The sequence below is a fragment of the Brevibacillus brevis genome (assembly GCF_031583145.1).
In the GTDB taxonomy this organism is placed as follows: Bacteria; Bacillota; Bacilli; order Brevibacillales; family Brevibacillaceae; genus Brevibacillus; species Brevibacillus brevis_E.
In genome coordinates this window covers 5,486,561-5,508,357 of record NZ_CP134050.1, presented here as the reverse complement: position 1 = coordinate 5,508,357, position 21,797 = coordinate 5,486,561, and the positions used below count along the sequence as shown (strand labels likewise).

Sequence of the window (21,797 nt, the reverse complement as noted above, 5' to 3'; positions counted from 1 at the left end):
GGAATGAAGGGTTCGTCGAAACAAAAAAAAGTCATGGTGGGCGCGCTGCTGCTGGCTGCTATTGGCGTTAGCATTCCCGGCACCGGGGCGTTCGCGGGCGAGATCTCCAGGGAAGCCCAAAAAGCGGAAGTGCCAGCGGTGCTCGACAAGGGGAAGTGGGCGCCTGCGACGTATACGGCCGTGCAAAACGTGATTGAAAAATACAGCAAAAACAACCCGGGGTACGACGTCAAAGCGAAGCCTTATGCCGCGTTCGACTGGGACGATACCAGCATCATCAACGACGTGACGGATAAATTTTTCCTCTACCAGATGGACCAGCTGGCTTACAAGCTGACTCCGAGCGAGTTCGCGAATGTGGTCAAGCTCACTGTCCCAAGCGGCGTTTTAACCGGTGTGAAAAATGACAGTGGAAAGCCGATAACTTTGGAGCAAATAACGAACGATCTGAAGAGAGACTACGACTATTTGTATGCCCATTACGAGGGCTTCAAGGGCAGCAGCACCCTTGAGGAAATTCGCCAGACGGACCAGTTCCACGATTTCAAAATCAAGCTTTACTTCTTGTACAGAGCCATCAGCAAGGCGTACGGAGCGAACATTGCGTACCCGTGGGAAATTTATTTCTGTGCGAACATGACGGAAGCAGAAGTGGTGGAATTGGCGACGGCTTCTCACCGCCACAGCTTGTCTTCGGCCATTTCGGAGGTGAAAGGGACGAGCCCCGCGTCAATGGCAGGAGAGGCCGGCGTGGTCAGCATTTCCTACGTGGAAGGAATGCGTTTGGCGCCTGAAATTTCCAATCTGATGAACACACTCCGAAGCAACGGAATCGATGTGTACGTAGTTTCGGCAGGCTTTGAACCAGTCGTGGAGGCCATCGCGTCCAGCCCCGAGTTTGGCTACAACGTTCCAAAAGACCACGTGTTTGGCTTGCGGTTGGAGCAAAACGCCCAGAATCAGTATCAGCCCTTGTACAAAAAGGAATATCCGTTTACGTATCGGGAAGGGAAAGCTGAGTTGATTCGCAAGGAAATCGCCGTCAAAAGCGGCGGACGCGATCCGATTCTGGTAGCGGGGGACAGCAATTCGGACTACGGGAACTTTACTCTATTAAAAGGGATTGAGCTCGGGCTGATCGTCAACCACCTGAGCAGCGGGGACTTCGGCAACATTTCCAAAGAAGCTGCATCCCAAATTGGAAAAAGCAATCCCAAATACGTCCTCCAGGGAGTGGATGAAGTCACCGGCTTGTGGAGGCCAGCCGAGTCTACGATCAGGATTGGAACGAATCAAGAAGCTCTCCTGAATGAGGATTTGAAATAAGGAAACAGAAGGAAAGGCGGAGCATGGAAAATCCGCTCATGTACACAAAAAGCCCTCTTCAAGGAGGGCTTTTCGCGATTTCTTTCGCATAGGAATAGGGGTAGAAAGAATCGCCCAAATCGACGCTTGGGGCTGCCTACAAATGCACAATCTCCATCCGAGGATCGAACTCGCGCAAATACTCGACCACCAGCTTTCGGTGGCAATGGTGGGGCTTCTCTTCGCTGCACAGAAAACAGGGGACCTTGTCGCCGACCCAGTCATTGATCTTCGTTTCGATTTTGCGCTGCTGCAGCAAATCGAGAAACGTCGTCTCAAACTCCTTCCAGGAAACCTCTTTCTGCTTGATGGCCTTGAGCAGCTCTTCCGTCGGCGCCAAGGAAAGCTCGTGGAGGTACTCGATGTTCAGCAGCTCCAAAATATAGGAGAGGTCCTCTTTCTTGGCGAAGCCAGCCAGCTGTGACGTATTTTGCAGTCTGGTGTCAATGACGCGGTTTACCTGATGGTGCTGCAGGGCCGTGGCAAAGGTGCGGAGTGATTTTTTGGAGAAACCGATTGTGGTGACGATCATGTCATTCTCCTTTTTCTACCTGCCCTCGTATCGTGGGGAGGTCAGCAGGCCGAGTGGTAGTGGGGGCGAAGCGATTTTGCGCAGTAAGCATGAGATTCGACCAAGACCAGGGTCTCTCTTTTTTTACGTCGGTTCTTGACAGATTCTGCGCTACTAACGTCCCGGATTGCATGCACTACCAAAGAACTAAATGGAAAAAGGTGAAAAAATGTAGTTTTTTTACATGTGCTTCAATGGTAAAATAACCAGGTGTATAAAAATTTTGGAAAAGATTGGAGGATTTTTGCGTGGAGTGGTATTTGAAAGTAGTTAAGAACTACGTAGGTTTTACAGGAAGGGCTAGACGCAAGGAGTATTGGATGTTTGTCCTGTTTCATGTCATCATTTATACGGTACTGGCTATCGTGGAAAACCTGATCGGTATTCCTTCGGTGTTGAGCGGACTCTACTCCTTGGCTGTATTGCTTCCTTCCCTTGGCGTGATCGTGCGCCGACTGCACGATACAGGCAGAACCGGCTGGTGGATCCTCATCTCGTTGATCCCCGTCATCGGCACGATTGTCTTGCTGGTATTCCTGTGCTTGGACAGCACGGAAGACAACCAGTACGGAGTCAATCCGAAAAACGGAGCAGGCGCTTCTATCTAACGAATGGTTCAACAACCTCCCCTGAATTCAGGTGGAGGTTGTTGTTTTTTTTGGAACAAATGCTTCGGCTGTTCAAGGTAGCGTCGTCGCATCATGAAATTTTATTTCAGAGAAAAGATGTTTTGGTTCTTCCGTCATGGTTTTCTCAAGGGGAAAATAGGTCTTTCCTTCTTCGCATGAGGCCGGGGGGAGACGGCAAAACTGGCCTGCACACAAAAAATGGGCGCCTGCCATTGTAACCAGCACCTGCCCATGTTTCATACACCTAAGGTATAAAACGACGATGGGTATCCGCGTAGGTGGAGAGGAAACCCGTTCGTATATACGGGAGGTGGAACACATGGATGATTTCAAAAACGAAATTAAAAAATTGCAGGTGGATTCATTTAATAGCGAGGAAGTAACGCCTTGGGATAATGCTGATCAGCAAGATGCGATGATGGTTCGCGGACGCTGCGGGGGTTGCCACAGATGTGCACGCTGCTCGTGCAGTTGTTCCTGCAGTTGTTCCTGCAGTTGTTCGTGCAGTTGTTCGTGCAGTTGTTCTTGCAGCTGTTTTTGCAGTTGTTTCTTTCCTTGTTTCTTCAACTGCTTTATTTGAAGACAGCCTGCTTCTTGTTACCGGGTATGGCCCACTGAACCGCCGAATCGGAAAACAGCCCCTGCCAAGCACGGACGGATGCCTGCGGGGGCTATCTCTTTGCCAACTGGCATGAGGGACAAAGAGGGCTACATAAAATGACGATGAAAGCGATCAAACGTGCAAAGGCATAAGGACGGGAAACGGTCAGGAGGAGTGACATGACGAAATTGCCCCCTTCGATGCGGTTGAAGGTGAAAAGGGACACGTTTTTTCTCCCCGATCCGCATGGCAGCGTGTATTTCCGAAACAACGTCGGTTCGTTCCGGATGGAAGGCAGGATGATCGATCAATGGGTGGAGCGGCTTCTGCCCATGTTCAATGGGGAGTATACGCTGGAAGAGCTCACGGACGGACTTCCAGACGAATACCGGGACCGGGTTTTTGAAATCGCAGGGAGCCTGTTTCACAATGGATTCGCTCAGGATGCAAGCCAGGAGCGCCCGCATTCCTTGCCGGACAAGGTGCTCGAGCGGTATGGGACGCAAATCGAGTTTCTGAGCAACGTCGCCGATTCCGGAGCATATCGGTTCATGAAATTTCGCCAGTCGAACGTGCTTGCAGCGGGCTGCGGCCCCTTCTTTGTCTCGCTGGTAGCGGCGCTGCTCGATTCTGGCCTGCCCAAATTCCACCTGCTGATCACCGATGAGGTGCCGACCAATCGGCAGAGGCTGGAGGAGCTGATTGGACACGCCCGGAGTATGGACGCGGAAGTCGCTGTTGAGGAGCTCCCTGTGCCAGACGGGGACGTGAGCCGCTTGTGTGAGGCTCTGCAGCCGTTTGAGGCCGTCCTGTACGTGTCGCAGCAAGGAAACATCGAAGAACTGCGGCAGCTGCAAGCGTTGTGCAGAGACGAGGGCAAGCTGTTTTTGCCTGCAATCTTTGCGGAGCAGATCGGCCTCGCGGGACCCCTTGTGTCGCCGGGCGAAGAGGCGTGCTGGGAGTCGATGTGGCGTCGACTGCACCAATCGGCGGTAAAAAAAGATCCGGATCTCCATGCTTTTTCTGCTCCCGCTGGTGCGCTGCTGGCGAACGTGGTGGCGTTTGAATGGTTGAAGACCGCTGCCGGTGTGAGCGACTCGGAAAAAAACAAGGTTTTTTTGCTTGATCTGGAGACGCTGGAGGGAAACTGGCATTCATTTGCGGTTCATCCACTGGTGTCCGGAAACGTTCGTCTAATGCGAAAGGAGGAGGCTGCGATCCTCCTGGAAAGCGAGCCTAAGCCAGTAGAGTCGGACGGCGTGCTCTCTTTTTTCAATACGTTGACATCGGCGGAAACGGGGATCTTCCATACGTACGAGGAGGAAGACCTGAAACAGCTCCCGCTTGCCCAATGCTGCGTGCAGGCAGCCGACCCTATCGGGGATGGACCGGCCGGACTGCTGCCGAAAAGGATCCTCTCCGGATTGACGCACGAAGAGGCCAGGAAAGAAGCGGGACTGGCTGGAATCGAAGCGTATGCTTCCCGGTTGATGGACAAAGTCCTGGCAGCTTCCTCCATCGAATGGGAGCTGGGACCCGCTGAATTTATGGGGGTTGGCGCGGGCGAAACGGCTTCCGAGGCTGTATGCCGGGGAATCGAGGCGTGCTTGGCGGACGAATGGAGCAAGCAGAGTAGGGAGACAGGAAAACCGTCAATCGTACCTGTCCGGTTGGGAGAGGTGGAAGATGAGCGCTGCCGCTATTTTTGGGACGCATTGGCCTTGATGGAGGAAGCGCCCCTGGTCGGACTGGGGGAGAAGGTGTTCGGATTCCCGGTCGTATGGGTCCAGGCGAATGGAAGCTGGCACGGCAGTGTCGGGCTGAATGTGACCAGGGCCCTGCGCCAGTCGCTGCAGCTGGCGATCATGGCCATACAAAACGAAGGAGAGCTGTCACACGAGGCTGGAACTGCCACCGTTGCCCATGTGCAGGAAACGTTGGAGCAATGCCTTGCTATCCCGACAGAACCGGCAGCAGGGCATACCGAGGCGGTGAAGTCCGCTCTTGACGTGCTCATGCAGCAGGGCAGGCGGGTAGACATTTTCGAGCTGGAGCTGGAGCCCCTGTTTAAAAAGGGATTGGCCGGGGTGTACGGTGTGCTGGTGCGAAAGGAGGAATCCAGGTGAGCGGAGTCGTCATGGTTGTCGGAGACGGACAGCTGGCACAGCTGGTGAGCGATCGACTGTCCGCGTCGTTTTCGGTCGTGCGCCAGCCGGATTGGACGGCAGGAGTGGCGAATGAAACGCGATTGGCCCTGGTGCTGCACGATGCCTGGCACCCTTCCGTCCATCGGGAGACGGAAAAGCTCATGCTGTCATCCGGCATTCCGTGGCTGCGGGGCTTTGTTTCCTTTGGCGAAGGCGTGATCGGACCGCTGGTGCGTCCGGGCGGGCAGGGCTGCTCCCGCTGTGCGGATAGACGAAAGCTCATGGCGGGGCGCGACCGAAAGGAGATGTGGGAGCTGGCCCGCAGGCTCGGCGAGTACGGCGGCATGCCGCGGGACGCATGGGCTTCCCGGTCTGGGCTGATGCAAATGGCGGAGGTGATCGCGGCGGAGACGCAGAGGGTGCTGGCAGGGGGGCGGGCCCATACGGAAGGGCACGTATACCTGCTCCATTTGAAAACACTCAGGAGCTCGCGCCATTTTGTCCTGCCGGATCCGTCCTGCGACGTCTGCGGCCATCTTCCCGAGGACAGTGCAGAAGCGGCCCGAATCTCGCTTCAACCAAACCCCAAGCCCCATATCGACAGCTATCGCTGCCGTTCGCTGGGCGATCTGAAAAAGGTGCTGAAAGCCGATTATCTGGATTACCGGACGGGCTTTATCAACGGCAAGATGCGCGATCTCGTATCGCCGTTTGCCGACGTGGGCGTAAATTTGCCGCTGTTCAGGGGCGATGAGTCCACGGCCGGCCGGACTCACTCGTATGAGGACAGCGAGATGGCCGCCATCCTGGAGGGCTTGGAGCGCTACTGCGGCATGATGCCCCGCGGCAAACGGACAGTCGTCCGCGACAGCTACCGCGCGCTCCGTGACCAGGCGCTCGATCCCGCGACGGTCGGGCTGCACACGAAGGAGCAGTACGACTTGCCCGGCTTTCCGTTCCAGCCCTTTCACCCCGATCGTCCGCTCGACTGGGTATGGGGCTACTCCTTTCTGCAGGAGCGCCCGCTTTTGGTACCGGAGCTGCTGGCTTATTACAGCCTGGGCACGGGGGATGGCTTCGTCTTTGAGACGTCAAACGGCTGCGCGCTTGGCGGAAGTCTGGAGGAAGCGATCTTTTACGGCATTCTGGAAGTGGTGGAGCGGGATTCCTTCCTGCTGACCTGGTATGCGAGGCTCGGCCTCCCCCGACTGGATCCCGACTCTGCTCGTGACGAGGAATTGAGCTTGATGATCGAACGAATCCGGGCGGCGGCGGGATACGAGATCCACTTGTTTAATGCGACGCTGGAAAGTGGAATTCCGAGCGTCTGGACGATTGCGAAGAAAGCGAACAACCAAGCGGGAGTAAACCTGATCTGCGCGGGCGGGGCCCATCCAGATCCGATACGGGCGGTAAAAAGCTCGCTGTTTGAGGTCGCGGCGATGCTGCTGCCGCTTTCGGACAAATTCGAGGCGAACCGGGATCGCTATCTGGAAATGCTTCACAACCCGTCCCTGGTGCAGAAGATGGACGATCACTCCATGCTGTACGCTTTGACCGAGGCGGAAGAACGGCTGCATTTTCTGCTAGGCGGCACTCGTCCACTGCAGACGTTTGCCCAGGCATTCGGGGAAAGAGACAGAAACGCCGACCTGACGGATGATTTGAAAGAACTGCTTCGGACGTTTCGCCGGCTGAACCTCGATGTGATTGTCGTGGACCAAACGACTCCCGAAATCTCCCGCAACGGCTTGCATTGCGTACGGGTGTTGATCCCGGGGATGCTGCCCATGACGTTTGGCCATCATCTCACCCGCGTGTCCGGGCTGGAGAGAGTGCTGCGGGTGCCGATGGAGCTCGGGTATGCGTCGGGGCCGCTGACCTATGAACAGCTCAATCCGCACCCGCATCCGTTTCCGTGAAAAGAACCTGCCGGCAGGGAAGGTCGAAACGGAAGGTGCAGGGCAGCAAGCGGCGGGAGGAGGAAGAAAAATGAATCTGGAGGCGTTTTTGCGCCACTTGCAATACAGCCCGGAAAAGGAACAGCCGCCTTCCTTTGAAGTCGATTGGACAGACGCTCCCTTGCCATACAAGCTGTATCGAGGCTTGCCGGCCATTCCCCTTTCGCTGGAGGTGCCCTTGATCATGGCAGGTAAGGCGGGGCCGGCTGGTACCGAATGGCGCGATCTCGGCCACTTTCTGTGGTACGTGTACGGACTTGCGCAAATCACTCAATCGGTAACCGTTCCAGAAGGGTGGCCTATGCAATCGCTCCGGCGTTTTTTGCCCTCGGGCGGCGGGCTGTATCCGAGCGAGCTGTACGTCTATGTACGGGGCGAAGAGCTCGACAACGGCAGCGGAATCTACCATTACGACGCGGCGCATCATCGCTTGGTCCTCTTGCGCCCAGGTCGGTTTGATTCCTACCTCGCTCGCGTTCTCGGCGGTCGCTGCGACGTTTCGGATTGCTTTGCGACGGTCTTCGTATCGACCATGTTTTGGAAAAACTACTTTAAATACAGCAGCTTTGCCTATCGTCTGCAAGGGCTGGATGCGGGCGTGGCCATTGGGCAGCTGCTGGAAGTGGCGAAGCGGTTTGGCTACGAAGCGGGAGTGCACTTCCAGTTTCTCGATCGGGCGGTACATCATCTGCTCGGATTGTCCGAACGAGAGGAGAGCGTGTACGCTGTCATCCCCCTGTCGGCGGATCCGGGGAAAGCCTGGTTCCCCAAAGGGAAGGCGACGGAGAAAGGGGAAGCTGAGGCCAGCGGAGCGGCTGCGGCTGACCTGATCCAGGAGCTGCCCAAGCTGGAGCACCGCCACTACGTCCGGTCCCGCACAATCAAGGAGTACCCGCAACTGCTTGCGATCAATGAAGCCTCCTGGATGGAAACGGCCGATGCGTTCCGCAGCGCGCTCGGGGTTGAGGACGGGGAGCAGGCGGATCGAGCAGGGGAGCTGGAGCTGCCTATAGGTGAAAAGCTGAGCTACGATCTGGCGGAAATTTGCCGAAAACGGGTTTCGCCCGAGTTGGATTTCACGTGGGGGAAGGTAACGCTTTCGGAGCTTGCCGCTTTGCTGCGAGAGACCACCACTGCTTTTTCGTACCGGAACGATTTGGACCGGACGCCTCAAAACAGCGGCATGCGGGTCTCCCTTTACGTCTGTCTGCATGGCGTAGAGGGCGTAGCCGACGGCGCTTACCGCTACGATGCTGCCTTGCATGCCTTGCAGCCGATACGTCCGGGGGATCAGCGGCTATGGCTGCAGCAAGGGATGTCGATGGACAATGTCAACTTGTTTCAGGTGCCGCTTTGCTTTCACGTCGCGGGTGACAGGGACTTCCTTCTGAAGGAGCTCGGCTACAGGGGCTATCGGATCCTGCAGATGGAGGCAGGCATGCTCGTGCAGAGGCTGCTTTTGGCTGCGGGAGCCATTGGACTGGGAGGACATCCGCTGCTCGGATTTGATGCGATTTCCTGCGATGAACTGTATCAGCTGGAGGCCCGGGGATTAACGTGCCTGATCCAGGTGCCGGTCGGTCCTTACCGGTATCGGCCGCGGCTGGAGGGAAGGTTGTTTGGGTGAGGGGAGGCATGAGCTGGTGTTGTACCGGTCTCATGCCTTTTTGATTTGTCTTGGTTTCAACTCCCTCCCCACAAAGGCGGCAGATACAGGGCTCAGATTCAATTCCCGCGCCCACACGGAAAGCTGGCCGATGTGATGAATTTCGTGGGCGATGACATGGTGCAGGATCTCATTCCCGGTGTATGTACGTTCATCCCAAGGTACGCGGACGAGTTTTTCTCTGAGTTGCTCGAGATCCGATTGCAAAAATTCGGCCACCTCCCTTCGCCATTGGTTGGAAAGAGCTTTTATCCGTTCCAGCGTAGCATAATCAGCAAACGCAACGGTCACATCCTCCTTTCCCTGAATTCCGCGAATCCAGCTGTACTCCACATCCATGATGTGAAAAAGGGTATAGAGAATGCTTCCTGCCCCACCCGTACGCTCCTTCAGCAATTCCTCCGCCGATAGCTGGGCACACCAGTCGAACCATTCATCTCGCACCTGCCAGTTGTATTCAAAAAACGCGATCAAAGCAAGCCCTCCCTTCTGGATTTCGAGTGGAGATTTCGGATTTGCCTTCCCGAATCCTAGTGCAAATTTTTCTCGCCTTTTAGTCTGGCGACCTCTTTTTCCAAGGCATCCAGACGTCTATGAATTCGATACAGAACCGGCAAATGAGCGATCACGACCAGAATGAACCATCCTATACAACTCCCCCTCCTTCGGGCATGGAGCCCTTCTCTTTCATTTTTCATCATAAACCATTGAAGCCACCGAATGGAAACTTTTGCCGCCCGCAGACTCCCCGTTTCGATCTACAATCAAAGGAATCAAAGTCGTCTTTGCTCGAGCTCTTTTCTCCCATGCGTGCAGGAAATCTCTTCTCGAAAGGGGAAAGGGTACACGGACAAGAAAGAGCGAGCAGCGAATCAACCAGGAAAGGAGACGAGGCAGCCATGAATGCAAAGGAAGCCATCCGCAAAACCCTCACAGACTCGATCCAAAAACGCAAGCCGATCATTGGGGTAGCAACCGGGTCGGGCTTTTCGGCCAAGCAGGCGGTGGAGGGCGGCGCCGATTTGCTGCTGGTCCTGCACGCCAGCCTGTTTCGCAATGCGGGGGTGTCGTCTTTGGGCTCTCTGCTGCCCTTTGCGAACAGCAACGAGATGGTGATGAAAGTAGGCACGCGGGAAGTGCTGCCCCATGCAGGGGAAAAGCCCGTGATCTTCGGGGTGTGTGCGACGGATCCGACCATTCATCGTCCCGTGTTGATTGACCAGATCATCGCGGCGGGCTTTCAGGGCGTCAACAACTTTCCGTCGGTGGGGCTGATCGACGGAACCGTCCGAGAGCTGTTGGAAGCGGAAGGAATGGGCTTTCAGCAGGAAGTGGACTTCCTGGCGGAGTGCGCCGAGCGGGGGCTGTTTACGATCGGATTCGTGTTTACCCAGGAGCAGGCCCGCGCGATGGCAGCGGCCGGTGTCGATGTGGTCTGCGCCCACTTTGGCTGGACGATCGGGGGCGGCACCGGGATCAAGCACGGCATGAGCATCCCGGAAGCCGTTCGCATGGCCGGCGGTATCTTCCAGGCGGCCAAAGAGGTCAATCCGGAATGCTTGCACATGGTCTACGGCGGCCCCATCGTCTCCCCCGAGCACGCCAGCCACTTTTACCTGGAGACGAGCGCGATCGGGGTGATCGGCGGATCTACCTTTGAGCGGATCCCTACCGAAGAGCGGATCAAAGGTGTCATCGGCGAGTTTAAAAGAGTCGGCGTGCTGGTGGAAGAAAACCGCTACCTCAAAAAAGAGCTGCAAAAAAAGATGCGCTTCGACGAGATCGTCGGGCAGAGCCGGGCGATGCAGGAGATCTACGAGATCATCAGCAAGGTAGCGGGAAAGAATGTGAACGTCCTGGTCCAAGGGGAAAGCGGGACGGGCAAGGAACTGATCGTGCGCTCCATTCACTACAACAGCGACCGCTTCAAACACGCCTTCATCAAAGTGAACTGTGCGTCCCTGCCGGAGCAGCTGCTGGAGAGCGAATTGTTCGGGCATGAGAAAGGTTCGTTCACGGGAGCGATCCAGCAGCGAATCGGACGCTTCGAGCTGGCGCATCAAGGGACGCTGTTTCTGGACGAGATCGGCGAGATGAGTCTGGTGACGCAGGCCAAACTGCTGCGGGCGATCCAGTACCGCGAGTTTGAGCGGGTGGGCGGAAGCAAGACGATTAAGGTCGACACGCGAATTGTATGCGCTACCAATCGGGATCTGTGGAAGGACGTCCAGGAAGGGCGGTTTCGCGAAGACTTGTACTACCGCCTGAACGTCGTATCGATTCAGACCGTGCCCCTCCGCGAGCTGAAAGAGGATATCCCCCTGATGGTCAGCCACTTTCTGAAGAAGATCAACGAGAAATTCCAGTCTTCGATCAACGGACTGACGCCGCAAGCGTTTGATGCCTTGCTCGCCTACGACTGGCCGGGGAATGTCAGGGAGCTGGAGCATGTGCTGGAGCGGGCATCTGTCCTGTGTGAGGGCGACCGGATCGGTTTGGAGGATTTGCCTGCACATCTGCAGCTCGTGCAGTGGGGTGCCGGCGGAATCAATGAACGGGCAAGAGAAAGAACCGTCAAGCCGCTCAAATCGCTGGAAAAAGAGTGGATCCTCGAGGCGCTGGCCAAGCACTCCTGGAACCGGACCAAGGCTGCGGAAGCGCTGGGGTTTACCAGACGGACGCTGTTTAACAAAATGAAAAAATACGGCATCGAGCCTCTTCCCAAGTGAGAGAACAGTCCGTTCTTTTGTTTGGGAATTTTTTTCTCGGAGTGGGCAAGTTGCGTGGGAAAACATTTCTCGCCTTGCCCTTTCCCATGCTGATTTCCCAACGGTTTTCGATTGGCATGATCGTTGCTTTATAGAGTGGATGGCAGGCACATTTCCATGGGAAGGGGAAAGGACAAGATGGGACAACAGCTGCAACGAACACCCACTGTCGTACTGCTCGGCACATTGGATACCAAAGGAACCGAGTATGGCTATATACGAGAGCGCTTACATGAGAGCGGATTGAACGTCCTCCTGATCGACGCGGGGGTCCTGGGAGAGCCGGGGGTTCAGCCGGATGTGACAAAAGAAGAGGTCGCGCAGGCGGCAGGCAGCAGCTTGCGGGAGCTCGTGGATGCGGAAGATCGCGGGGCGGCCATCAAAGCGATGGCAGCCGGGGCGGCGATGATCGTGAAGCAGCTCCATGGCGAAGGACGCTTGCAAGGGATATTGGGACTCGGGGGTTCGGGCGGAACGGCGATGATCACGCAGGCGATGCGCGAGCTGCCTGTAGGAGTGCCCAAGCTGATGGTCTCCACGATGGCATCGGGCGATACACGGCCGTACGTCGGGGAAGTGGATATCGCCATGATGTACTCGGTGGTCGACATCGCCGGGATCAATCAATTTTCCGCCCGGATTTTGTCCAACGCAGCCGGGGCGATCGCCGGCATGGTCAAGGCTGCGGCCCCCGAGCTGGCAGGCGAAAAACCGCTGATCGCCGCTACGATGTTCGGGGTGACGACGCCAGCCGTCGAGACGGCCCGCAAGCATCTGGAGGAGCTCGGGTATGAAATTCTCGTCTTCCATGCGACCGGCACCGGCGGACAGTCGATGGAGGCATTGATGCGTGACGGATTTATCCGGGGAGCTCTCGATTTGACCACGACCGAGCTGGCCGACGATCTGGTAGGCGGCGTGCTTTCGGCAGGGCCGCATCGTCTGGAGACAGCAGGCGAGCTGGGAATTCCGCAGGTCGTATCGCTGGGGGCATTGGACATGGTCAATTTCGGACCGATGGATACCGTGCCGGACCGCTTTGAAGGAAGGCTGCTGTACGAACACAACCCGACGGTGACGCTGATGCGCACAACACCGGAGGAATGCGCGGAGCTGGGGCGCCGGATCGCACTCAAGCTGAATCAGGCGAAGGGCCCGGTCGCGCTGTTTGTTCCGTTGCGCGGGGTGTCGATCCTCTCCAAGGAAGGACAGCTGTTCCACGATCCGGCGGCAGACCAGGCTTTGATCGGGGCGCTGCGCCAGCATGTAGATCCAGCCGTGGTCGAATGGGTGGAGATGGATACGGACATGAACGATCCTGTATTCGCCCGCGCCATGGCAGAGCGTCTCCATGCACTCCTGCAAGCGTCCGTCCCGAGTCAGCGGACATGAAGTCAACAATCACAACGATCATCTGGGAACCACAAAAGGAGGAAATCGATTCATGATCACACGAGAACAAGCACTGGCGACTTTGAAAAGCGAAATCCAGGCAGGACGTCCTATCATCGGTGCAGGGGCAGGCACGGGCCTGTCGGCAAAGTCAGCTGAAGCGGGAGGCGCAGACCTCATCATCATCTACAACTCCGGCCGTTACCGGATGGCGGGACGCGGCTCTCTGGCGGGGCTGCTTCCGTATGGCGATGCCAACCAGATCGTGGTGGAAATGGCGGGCGAGGTGCTTCCGGTCGTACAGAAAACGCCGGTGCTGGCGGGCGTGTGCGGCACCGATCCGTTTCGCCTGATGCCTGTGTTCCTGAAGCAGCTGAAGGAAATGGGCTTCACCGGGGTGCAAAACTTCCCGACGGTAGGGCTGTTCGATGGCAATTTCCGCGCCAATCTGGAAGAGACGGGGATGGGCTACGACCTGGAAGTGAACATGATTCGCCACGCGCACGAGCTCGGGCTCTTGACGGCTCCGTACGTTTTCGACGAGGAACAGGCCAGAAAAATGGCCGAAGCGGGAGCCGATATCCTCGTTCCGCACGTGGGGCTGACCACTTCCGGCACGATCGGCGCGAAGACGGCTCTCACGCTCGATGAAGCAGTCGAACGGGTACAAGCCATGCATGACGCAGCCAAGGAAGTCAATCCGGACATCATCGTGCTGTGCCACGGCGGCCCGATCGCCGAGCCGGACGATGCCGCCTACGTGCTGGAGAGAACGACGGGCGTAGTCGGTTTCTTCGGGGCGTCGAGCATGGAGCGGCTTCCTACCGAAGTCGCCATTTCTGCAAACATGCGCAAATTCAAATCCATCGGACATGGAGGGGAATGAATTGAAACAGATCCATCCGAACGACGTTTCGACCCACTCATTTGACTGGGGCATGATTAAATGGATGATCACACCGGATCAGACGGAAGGGGCCAAGGTGACTTTCGGGGAAGTGATCTTGCTTCCCGAACAGGGGCACGACCGCCACAATCACCCGGATGCGGAGGAGATCCTGTACGTGCTGTCCGGAGAGGGGAGGCAGATGATCGGAGATGAAGAGCCGTTTTCTGTGAAGGCCGGAGACGTCATCTACATCCCGCAAGCGGTCTTCCATTCTACCTACAACACAGGCTGGGAGCCGCTGCGTCTGCTGGCCTTCTACAATCCGGGAGGAGCGGAAAAAGGTCTGACGACACTGCCTGACTTCAAAGAAGTGCCGGCCGGTCAGTTTCAAAGGTTTACGCGCCCGTAGCGGTGTCAACCAAAGCAAATCCCCATACCCGCTTCCCGGATATGGGGATTATTGCTCTTGATAAGGAAAGATGATGGAGAATTTGGTGCCCACATTCGGCTTGCTGTTCACGGAGACTGTACCGCCGATGGTATGGATGACGTGGTACGAGTACGTGAGCCCCAGCCCCGTGCCGCTTGACTTGGTGGAAAAGTAAATCGAGCCCAGCCGCTTCATTTGTCCTTCGTCCATTCCGATCCCGTTGTCCTTGATGACCAGGACCGCTTTTCCCTCCTCAACGCTCAAGGAGAGAAACACGCGACCCCGTCGGACGTCTGCGCATGCCTCGATCGCATTTTTGATGAAATTGACGAGGACCTGCTTGATTTCATCCGGATTGGCCATGATGTTGACCGAAGTATCCGGCGTACGGACATCCAGCTCTACATTGTGCAGGATGGCAAAAGGAGACATGACAGCCCGCATCACCTTGAGCAGCTCGGCGACATTCACCAGCTCATGCCGGTTGGTCAGCGGCTTCGAGATGGCGAGGTACTCGGAGAGGATTGCTTCCGTGCGTTGGATTTCTTCCATGCAAATCCCCATGTATTGCGTCGTTTTGATCGTATCGGACGGATTTTCCTGGATGAGCCGCAGGAAGCCCTTGACCGCTGTGAGCGGATTGCGTACCTCGTGGGCGAGCGAGGCGGCGACGTGACTCATCGTTTCGATCTTTTCGTTTTGCGCGTGCTTGATGAAAATTTCCTTGTCAGACACGGATTTGCTGAACAAAGACATCAGGATCCAGCTGCCCAGCGAATTTTGCAATGGAATAACCAAAAGATGGAACATCAAGTTCTCGACAAAATAACGAGGGAAGTAGAAATAGGTCAGAATCAGGGCGATAAACGAAAACAGCATGCCCATCAAAAGGGTGAAGAGCGTTTTCCGGTGGGTTGTTTTGTATGTTCGGTACAGAAGCAGAGACACGGAAAAGGAAATCACCGAGATGACGAGGGCGACCACTGCACCATCGCCGCCCAAATAAATCCGGTAGATGACGAATTCGGCAAGGAGAAGCAGACCTGTCTGGATTCCGCCGTAGACAAGCCCGAAGAACATGATGACATACCGAACGTCAAAAATAATGCCGTCGATCACGGCGGATGAAAACGTCATGGCGAGAAACAGGCTGATCGAACTCGTTACGAGAATGAACACATCGCTGTAGTTGCGCATTTTGTCCCGGTAGTAGATGTTGAACAGGACGAATGGGATCAGCACAAAGAAAATTTGCAGGATCAATTCTTTTATTAGGCTCATCTGGCATCTCCACCGAAGGCTGACTCACTATCATTTCCCGATATTTCGACACCATGTGGTCCAATCCCTCCATGCCATAGGGGGGCAATTTGTCACAACAACGCAAAATATCTAAAAAAACCCTTGTTGACAGATAGGCAACTCGGGATTATAGTCTGTATATACAACGGCAACGAAACGAAAATCAAAACTACTCTTATCCAGAGAAGGCTGAGGGATTTGGCCCTATGAAGCCCGGCAACCTAGCACGCGCGACCGACGTCTCGCGAGCCAAGGTGCTAACTCCAACAGGTAGCGTTTTACCTGACAGATAAGAGGCGGGAATCTCGCTGATTTAAGCCTCTTTCATCTGTGGAAGAGGCTTTTCTTATTGGCAAAAACAAAGACCTTTTCTGCGACGAGCGATTTACAAAAGGGGGAGCATCCATGAAAAAGAAACTGGGTCTATTGGTCACACTCGCACTGACAGCGTCTCTCGCATTGACGGCATGCGGAAACGGCGGAGGCGGAAATGCAGCTGGCGGTGCGTCTGGTGAGAAAACAAAGAAAATTGCGTTGATTATGCGTCAAAATGTTGGGACTTTTTCGGCACAATACATCAACGGGGTCAAGAAAGAAGTGGAGAAAAACGGCGGCGAGCTCACCGTATTCAACGCGGACACCGATTTGGCGAAGATGGCGTCCAATCTGGATGCGGCGGTCAACCAGCACTTTGATGGCATCCTGATTGACCACGGTACAGCGGAAGCTTTGCAGCAAGGCACCCAAAAAGCGGTGGACAAAAAGATTCCGGTCGTACTCTTCGACACGGACATCAAAATCCCGGGAGTGCCGATCGTCGAGCAGGACGACCAGAAGCTGGCCGACTTGAGCCTCGAGAAGCTGGCGGCGGACACGGGCGGCAAAGGAAACATCGTCAAGATCTGGGTAGCCGGTTTCGCCCCCATGGAAAAACGCCAAATCACGTATGAATCGTTCCTGAAAAAATATCCGGACGTAAAAGAAGTGGCTGCTTTCGGATCGGCCACCAACAACACTGCCCAAGACACGCAATCGCAAATGGAAGCCATCCTGAAAAAGTATCCGAACAAAGGCGACATCACCGCGGTATGGGCATCCTGGGATGAATTCGCCAAAGGAGCGACTCGCGCGATCCAACAGGCGGGACGCACGGAAATCAAAGTGTACTCCATCGACCTGAGCGACGAGGACCTGCAAATGATGCAAGACGCAAACTCTCCTTGGACAGCAACGGCTGCGGTAGATCCGTCGAACATCGGACGCATCCAGGCCGAGACCGTATTCAAGAAAATCAAAGGCGAAGAAGTGCCAGACAACGTGAAGCTGAACCCTGTTCTCGTGAAACAGGACGACTTGCCAAAGGATAAGAAAGTAACGATGGGCGACCTTCCCCAATACGTGAAAGAGTGGGGCAAGTAAGATCGGATAGAATGGTTGGCGATTCCCGTTGAAAGCTCAACGGGAATCTTCCTTATATAGGGGGTGTATGGAGTGTCCACTTTACAAATGCAAGGAATCGAGAAGCAGTTTTCCGGTGTTCCCGCCCTCCGCAGCGTCGATTTTGAAGTAAAGGCCGGAGAAGTGCACGCCCTGCTGGGTGCAAACGGGGCGGGAAAAAGCACCTTGATGAAGATTCTCACGGGGGCGTACCAGCTGGACAGCGGGACGATCTCCATCGGCGGCGAGACGGTCCAGATCCAGTCTCCGCAGGATGCCAAGGCGCTGGGGATCCAATGCGTGTACCAGGAAGTCGATACCGCGCTGATTCCTTATCTGAGCGTAGCCGAAAATATTTTGCAGGACCGGCTCGTTCAGGCAACGGGATCGGGATGGATCAACTGGAAGCGGCTTTACGACGAGTCAGAGGAGCTGCTTCGCAAATTCGGCTTTTCCATTCCTGTGAAAATGACCGTCGAAGAGTGCTCCTTGTCCGAAAAACAGCTGATCCTGATCGCGCGGGCTGCGCTGCAAAAAGCGAAATACGTCATTTTCGACGAGCCGACCGCGCCGCTCAGCACGAAGGAGAGTGAACGGCTGTTTCAGATCATCGCCCAGCTCAAGCAAGAAGGCGTCGGCATTATTTATATCTCCCATCGCCTGCCGGAAATCTTCGAAATTTGCGACCGCATCACGGTCATGCGGGACGGGCGGCACGTGGTCACGACGGAGACGGCGAGCACCAGCATCGACGAAATTATCGGCCACATGCTCGGAAAAAGCTTTGAAGAGGAATTCCCGAAAGCCAAGGTCGACATCGGCGAGCCCATCCTCGAAGTCAAAGGGGCAAAGGGCGGCAAAGTACGCGGAGCCGATTTGACGGTACGTGAAGGAGAGATCGTCGGAGTCGTCGGATTGGTCGGAGCGGGCAAAACGGAGCTGGCCCGCCTGCTGTTCGGCGCGGATGCGGCGGAAGCGGGGGACATCCGGCTGAAAGGAGCGCCGCTGCAGCTGCGTACGCCCAAAGATGCCGTCGATGCCGGGATCGTGCTCGTGCCGGAAGAACGGCGGAAGGAAGGCATTTTCGTCGAGGAATCGGTCAAAAACAATCTGTCGGTTGCCTCTCTGACCAAGTGGTCGCGTTTCGGCTTTGTCCGTGGCGGGTCCGAATCGGGACTGGCCCGGGAGCTGGTCCAGCGGCTGGGAGTCAAAACGGCGGACATCAGCCAATTGGTCGGATTTCTTAGCGGGGGAAACCAGCAGAAGGTAGCGATCGGCAAATGGCTGGAAACGGACGCCAGCGTCTTCATGTTCGACGAGCCTACCAAAGGCGTGGATATCGGGGCGAAAAGCGACATTTACCGGCTGATCGGAAATCTCGCCCAGCAAAGGAAAGGGATTCTTTACTTTTCCTGCGAGTTTCCGGAGGTCATCGGGATCGCAGACCGTATTCTCGTCATGTGCGAGGGCCGGATCGTAAAAGAGCTGAGCCGCGAAGAAGCTACGCAAGAAGTGATCATGTATTATGCAAGCGGAGGTGAGTAATGTGGAAGGAAAGAAATTCAGCCTGTTTGATTTTGTGTACAAGTACGGTACTGTCGCGGTGATCGTGATCGTCATGCTGGTCTTCAGCCTGACCAACCAATATTTCTTTACTTATGACAACATTACCGATATTTTGCGATCCATTTCGATCGTGACCTTTGTGGCGATCGGGGTGACGTTTTCCTTGATCGTCGGCGGCTTCGACCTGTCGGTTGGTTCGACCGTTTCCTTGACCACCATCGTGTCTGCCTCGATGATGGTTTGGTACCAGCAAAGCGCGTGGCTGACACTGCTCGTCCCGATCGTGCTCAGCTTGCTCGTCGGCCTGATCAACGCGCTGCTGACGGTGAAGATCCGCATTCCCGATTTGCTCGCGACCCTCGCCATGCTCTATATCGTCAACGGCATTCAGATGACGTACTCCAAAGGATACTCCATCTACGCGAACATGCCGATGGAAGACGGATCGACGGCGCCCGGAAAATTCCAGGACTGGTTCCTGTGGCTGGGCCAAGGGGAGATCGCTTCTGTTCCGGTCCCGGTCATCTTGACCTTCCTGCTCGTGGTCGTCACCCACATCTATTTGACCTATACGCGCCAAGGCCGGATGCTGTACATGACGGGCGGCAACCTCGAAGCGGCGCGCTTGTCCGGGATTCCGGTCGACCGCTACCGGACGCTGGCGTACGTGCTGTCTGCGCTGTTCTCCGGGCTGGGCGGGATGCTCCTCGCTGCACGGATCGGGACCGGCCAGGTCAGCAGCGGCAGCTCGATGCTGATGGACGCAGTCGCAGCCGCTTTCGTAGGCTTTTCCGTGTTCGGCGCGGGGAAACCGAACGTCTTTGGCACCTTTGTCGGAGCGATCCTGATCGGGGTGCTGCTGAACGGGATGACGATGCTCAACCTGCCGTACTATGCATACGACATCGTCAAAGGAATTGTGCTGGCGCTGGCACTTGCCATCACGTACTACCAGCTGCGCCGGAAGCGCAAGGCGTAATCGGACGAAGAAAAGACGCCATGCGGGCGAAATCACGAACGGTTCTCCAAGCAAAAAAGCAGCGATCTCAGGTGCGAGCCCGAGTAGCTGCTTTTTCGCTTTTGGATCCCGTTCAGACTGAGGGGGCAGGACACAAAGGCTCCGCCAAAGTTATGTTCTTGCGAGCCGATCGGGGGATGGGAGTGGCCGCTAGTGATAATCGAGCAGCATCCCGTTTCGTACATAGATCCCGTCTACCTCATCGTGGAGGGCGATCATGCCGTCCGGAGCGTCGATGGGGGAAGCGATGGACACCCCCGAAACGATAGAGGAAATCGCTGCAACTATGGCTCCTGCGATCAGCAACTCTCTCATGCGCAGATTCCTCCTTCTGTTAATGGTTTTGGCGAGGGCAGCCACTTTCCCGGCTGCTTCTCCTTACTATAGATAGTATGTGGTTTTTCCCGTCTATACCAGACTGAAATTGCAAGAAAAAGGTTCCGGTAAAATTCTATCTTCTATGATTTGCGCCTGAAGAGGCCGCCGTTTCCGCGAGACTGCGGACGGTCGGGATTGGTGCTACAATATAACGAGAGATGCAAGACAGGATAGAAAGGAAAGGGTCGACATGCGCAAGCAATACCTGGACCAGGATCAGGAGTGGTTCCGCGCCATCATCCATTCGATTCACGACGGCGTGCTCGTCATCGACAGAGAAGAGATCGTCCGCTTGATCAACCCGGAGTATACGAGAATTACCGGCGTAAGGCCCGAGGTCATCATGGGAAAACCGCTGCGGTCCGTGCGGCCGGGCGCCCAATTGGTAGAGACGCTTCGGGACGGCAAAGCGCGCGTGGGGATTTATCGCAAGGAGGGCGACACCGAGTACGTCGTCGACATGGCCCCGATCGTAATCGAAGGGGAGATCGTAGGGGCGGTTTCGATCTGCAAAGGGCTGACCGAAGTGCACAAGCTGTCTTTGGAGCTGGAAAAGAACAAGCAAAAGCTGCAGCAGCTCGAGAAGACGATGGGATCGCTGTACCGTGCCCGATACACGTTCGATCACATTGTGGGTGCGCGCGGCGGCCTTTCCGAGCTCGTTCGGATCGCCAAAAAAGCGGCCGACTCCCAGCTCCCCGTGCTGATTACGGGCGAAAGCGGAACCGGGAAGGAATTGTTCGCCCAGTCCATTCACAACGAAAGCAGACGAGCCCACCGCCCTTTTATTCCGGTCAACTGCGCGGCCATCCCGGCAGCTTTGCTGGAAAGCGAGCTGTTCGGCTACGAGGAAGGCTCCTTTACCCATGCGAAAAAAGGCGGGAAGACCGGGCTGTTTGAGATCGCCAACGGCGGCACGATCTTTCTGGATGAAATCGGCGAGCTGCCATACGAACTGCAAGCCAAGCTGCTGCGCGTCCTGCAGGAGGGCTCCATCCGAAAAGTGGGGGAGGTCAGGGAGAGGGAGATCGACGTACGCGTCATAGCGGCCACGAACCGGGATCTCGGACAGCTGGTCGAGAAACGGCTGTTTCGCGAGGATCTGTATTACCGTCTGCATGTTCTGTCCATCCACATTCCTTCCTTGCGCGACCGCAAAGAAGACATTCCCGGGCTGGTCGCTTCTTTTTTGGCGGCGGAAGGCGGACAGCCGCGCATGAGCGTTCACGAAGAGGTTTTCCAGCTGCTGCTTCGATACGAATGGCCGGGGAATATCCGCGAGCTGAAAAACACGATGGACTACGCGATGTGCATGGCAGAAGGGCGCGAGATTCAGGTGCACAATTTGCCGGCATATCTGCAGCAGCTCCCGCGGAATTTTGCCGATCTGGCAGCAGCCGATCCCGGTGTTACGCTGCGCGAGGTCGTCGAAAATGCGGAGCGTCAGTGGATATCCGCGACGCTGCGGCAGTTTGGCGAGGATGTGGAAGAGAGGAAGAGGGCGGCGAACAAGCTGGGAGTGTCCCTGGCTACGCTGTACAACAAAATGCGCAAGTACAATCTGAATCCCTCCGATGATTCTAAATCTTTAGAATAGCATTCTAATGAAATGTAACGGTGCTTTCCCGCAAGGATTTGGACGATCCTTCCCACAACCCGATTCTAAAAAAATAGAAA

General features: G+C 55.9%; 18 protein-coding genes and 1 riboswitch. Of the genes, 14 read left to right on the top strand and 4 right to left on the bottom strand.

The window, feature by feature from the left end; genetic code table 11:
• Positions 1–3: 3 nt before the first annotated feature.
• On the top strand, positions 4–1,326 hold the full coding sequence (locus RGB73_RS27215) for a haloacid dehalogenase-like hydrolase (RefSeq protein WP_310766263.1): 1,323 nt from the start codon (positions 4–6) through the stop codon (positions 1,324–1,326).
• Positions 1,327–1,462: 136 nt separating this feature from the next.
• Here RGB73_RS27215 and RGB73_RS27210 read toward each other — a convergent pair whose 3' ends face one another.
• Entirely contained in the window at positions 1,463–1,897 is a 435-nt protein-coding gene (locus RGB73_RS27210) for a DUF488 domain-containing protein (RefSeq protein ID WP_310766262.1), read from the bottom strand.
• Positions 1,898–2,184: 287 nt separating this feature from the next.
• Here RGB73_RS27210 and RGB73_RS27205 point away from each other — a divergent pair, with 287 nt between their 5' ends.
• The 5 genes from RGB73_RS27205 (at position 2,185) to RGB73_RS27185 (ending at position 8,901) form a co-directional block, all read left to right on the top strand.
• Complete coding sequence (locus tag RGB73_RS27205; protein WP_310766261.1) at positions 2,185–2,544, top strand: DUF805 domain-containing protein; 360 nt, start codon at positions 2,185–2,187, stop codon at positions 2,542–2,544.
• A 283-nt stretch (positions 2,545–2,827) separates the two neighbouring features.
• Complete coding sequence (locus RGB73_RS30710) at positions 2,828–3,145, top strand: heterocycloanthracin/sonorensin family bacteriocin (protein ID WP_396136146.1); 318 nt, start codon at positions 2,828–2,830, stop codon at positions 3,143–3,145.
• A gap of 200 nt (positions 3,146–3,345) precedes the next feature.
• Entirely contained in the window at positions 3,346–5,292 is a 1,947-nt protein-coding gene (locus RGB73_RS27195) for a putative thiazole-containing bacteriocin maturation protein (protein ID WP_310766259.1), read from the top strand.
• On the top strand, positions 5,289–7,235 hold the full coding sequence (locus tag RGB73_RS27190; RefSeq protein WP_310766258.1) for a TOMM precursor leader peptide-binding protein: 1,947 nt from the start codon (positions 5,289–5,291) through the stop codon (positions 7,233–7,235). Before RGB73_RS27195 ends, RGB73_RS27190 begins: the two co-directional genes overlap by 4 nt.
• A gap of 70 nt (positions 7,236–7,305) precedes the next feature.
• The gene (locus RGB73_RS27185) at positions 7,306–8,901 is read left to right on the top strand and encodes a SagB family peptide dehydrogenase (protein ID WP_310774572.1); all 1,596 of its coding nucleotides are present in this window, start codon (positions 7,306–7,308) and stop codon (positions 8,899–8,901) included.
• Positions 8,902–8,931: 30 nt separating this feature from the next.
• On the opposite strand, the gene RGB73_RS27180 is transcribed toward RGB73_RS27185, so the two are convergent.
• The gene (locus RGB73_RS27180) at positions 8,932–9,414 is read right to left on the bottom strand and encodes a DinB family protein (protein ID WP_310766257.1); all 483 of its coding nucleotides are present in this window, start codon (positions 9,412–9,414) and stop codon (positions 8,932–8,934) included.
• Between the two features lie 425 nt (positions 9,415–9,839).
• On the opposite strand from RGB73_RS27180, the gene RGB73_RS27175 reads away from it, so the two are divergent.
• The 4 genes from RGB73_RS27175 (at position 9,840) to RGB73_RS27160 (ending at position 14,398) form a co-directional block, all read left to right on the top strand.
• The gene (locus RGB73_RS27175) at positions 9,840–11,669 is read left to right on the top strand and encodes a phosphoenolpyruvate hydrolase family protein (protein ID WP_310766256.1); all 1,830 of its coding nucleotides are present in this window, start codon (positions 9,840–9,842) and stop codon (positions 11,667–11,669) included.
• A 177-nt stretch (positions 11,670–11,846) separates the two neighbouring features.
• Positions 11,847–13,100 (top strand): Tm-1-like ATP-binding domain-containing protein, encoded by a 1,254-nt coding sequence (locus tag RGB73_RS27170; protein ID WP_310766255.1) that lies wholly within the window; start codon positions 11,847–11,849, stop codon positions 13,098–13,100.
• A gap of 52 nt (positions 13,101–13,152) precedes the next feature.
• The gene (locus RGB73_RS27165; protein ID WP_310766254.1) at positions 13,153–13,986 is read left to right on the top strand and encodes a phosphoenolpyruvate hydrolase family protein; all 834 of its coding nucleotides are present in this window, start codon (positions 13,153–13,155) and stop codon (positions 13,984–13,986) included.
• 1 nt (position 13,987) lies between these two features.
• Positions 13,988–14,398, top strand: coding sequence for a cupin domain-containing protein (locus tag RGB73_RS27160; protein ID WP_310766253.1), 411 nt, complete (start codon positions 13,988–13,990; stop codon positions 14,396–14,398).
• Positions 14,399–14,446: 48 nt separating this feature from the next.
• Here RGB73_RS27160 and RGB73_RS27155 read toward each other — a convergent pair whose 3' ends face one another.
• A complete protein-coding gene (locus RGB73_RS27155; protein WP_310766252.1) occupies positions 14,447–15,700 on the bottom strand; it encodes an ATP-binding protein in 1,254 nt (417 codons plus the stop codon).
• A gap of 193 nt (positions 15,701–15,893) precedes the next feature.
• Positions 15,894–16,017, top strand: a riboswitch (SAM riboswitch).
• Between the two features lie 109 nt (positions 16,018–16,126).
• Between RGB73_RS27155 and RGB73_RS27150 the strand changes: the two genes are divergently transcribed.
• The 3 genes from RGB73_RS27150 to RGB73_RS27140 all read left to right on the top strand — a co-directional run bounded on the left by RGB73_RS27150 (position 16,127) and on the right by RGB73_RS27140 (position 19,703).
• Positions 16,127–17,140: a sugar ABC transporter substrate-binding protein gene (locus RGB73_RS27150; RefSeq protein WP_310766251.1), complete on the top strand. Its 1,014-nt coding sequence runs from the start codon at positions 16,127–16,129 to the stop codon at positions 17,138–17,140.
• A 72-nt stretch (positions 17,141–17,212) separates the two neighbouring features.
• Positions 17,213–18,703, top strand: a complete 1,491-nt coding sequence (locus RGB73_RS27145) for a sugar ABC transporter ATP-binding protein (protein ID WP_310766250.1) — start codon at positions 17,213–17,215, stop codon at positions 18,701–18,703.
• Between the two features lies 1 nt (position 18,704).
• Complete coding sequence (locus RGB73_RS27140; protein WP_310766249.1) at positions 18,705–19,703, top strand: ABC transporter permease; 999 nt, start codon at positions 18,705–18,707, stop codon at positions 19,701–19,703.
• 189 nt (positions 19,704–19,892) lie between these two features.
• Here the strand turns inward: RGB73_RS27140 and RGB73_RS27135 are convergent, their stop codons facing one another.
• On the bottom strand, positions 19,893–20,057 hold the full coding sequence (locus RGB73_RS27135; protein WP_310766248.1) for a hypothetical protein: 165 nt from the start codon (positions 20,055–20,057) through the stop codon (positions 19,893–19,895).
• 253 nt (positions 20,058–20,310) lie between these two features.
• On the opposite strand from RGB73_RS27135, the gene RGB73_RS27130 reads away from it, so the two are divergent.
• Positions 20,311–21,717, top strand: coding sequence for a sigma-54 interaction domain-containing protein (locus tag RGB73_RS27130; RefSeq protein ID WP_310766247.1), 1,407 nt, complete (start codon positions 20,311–20,313; stop codon positions 21,715–21,717).
• Positions 21,718–21,797 lie beyond the last annotated feature (80 nt).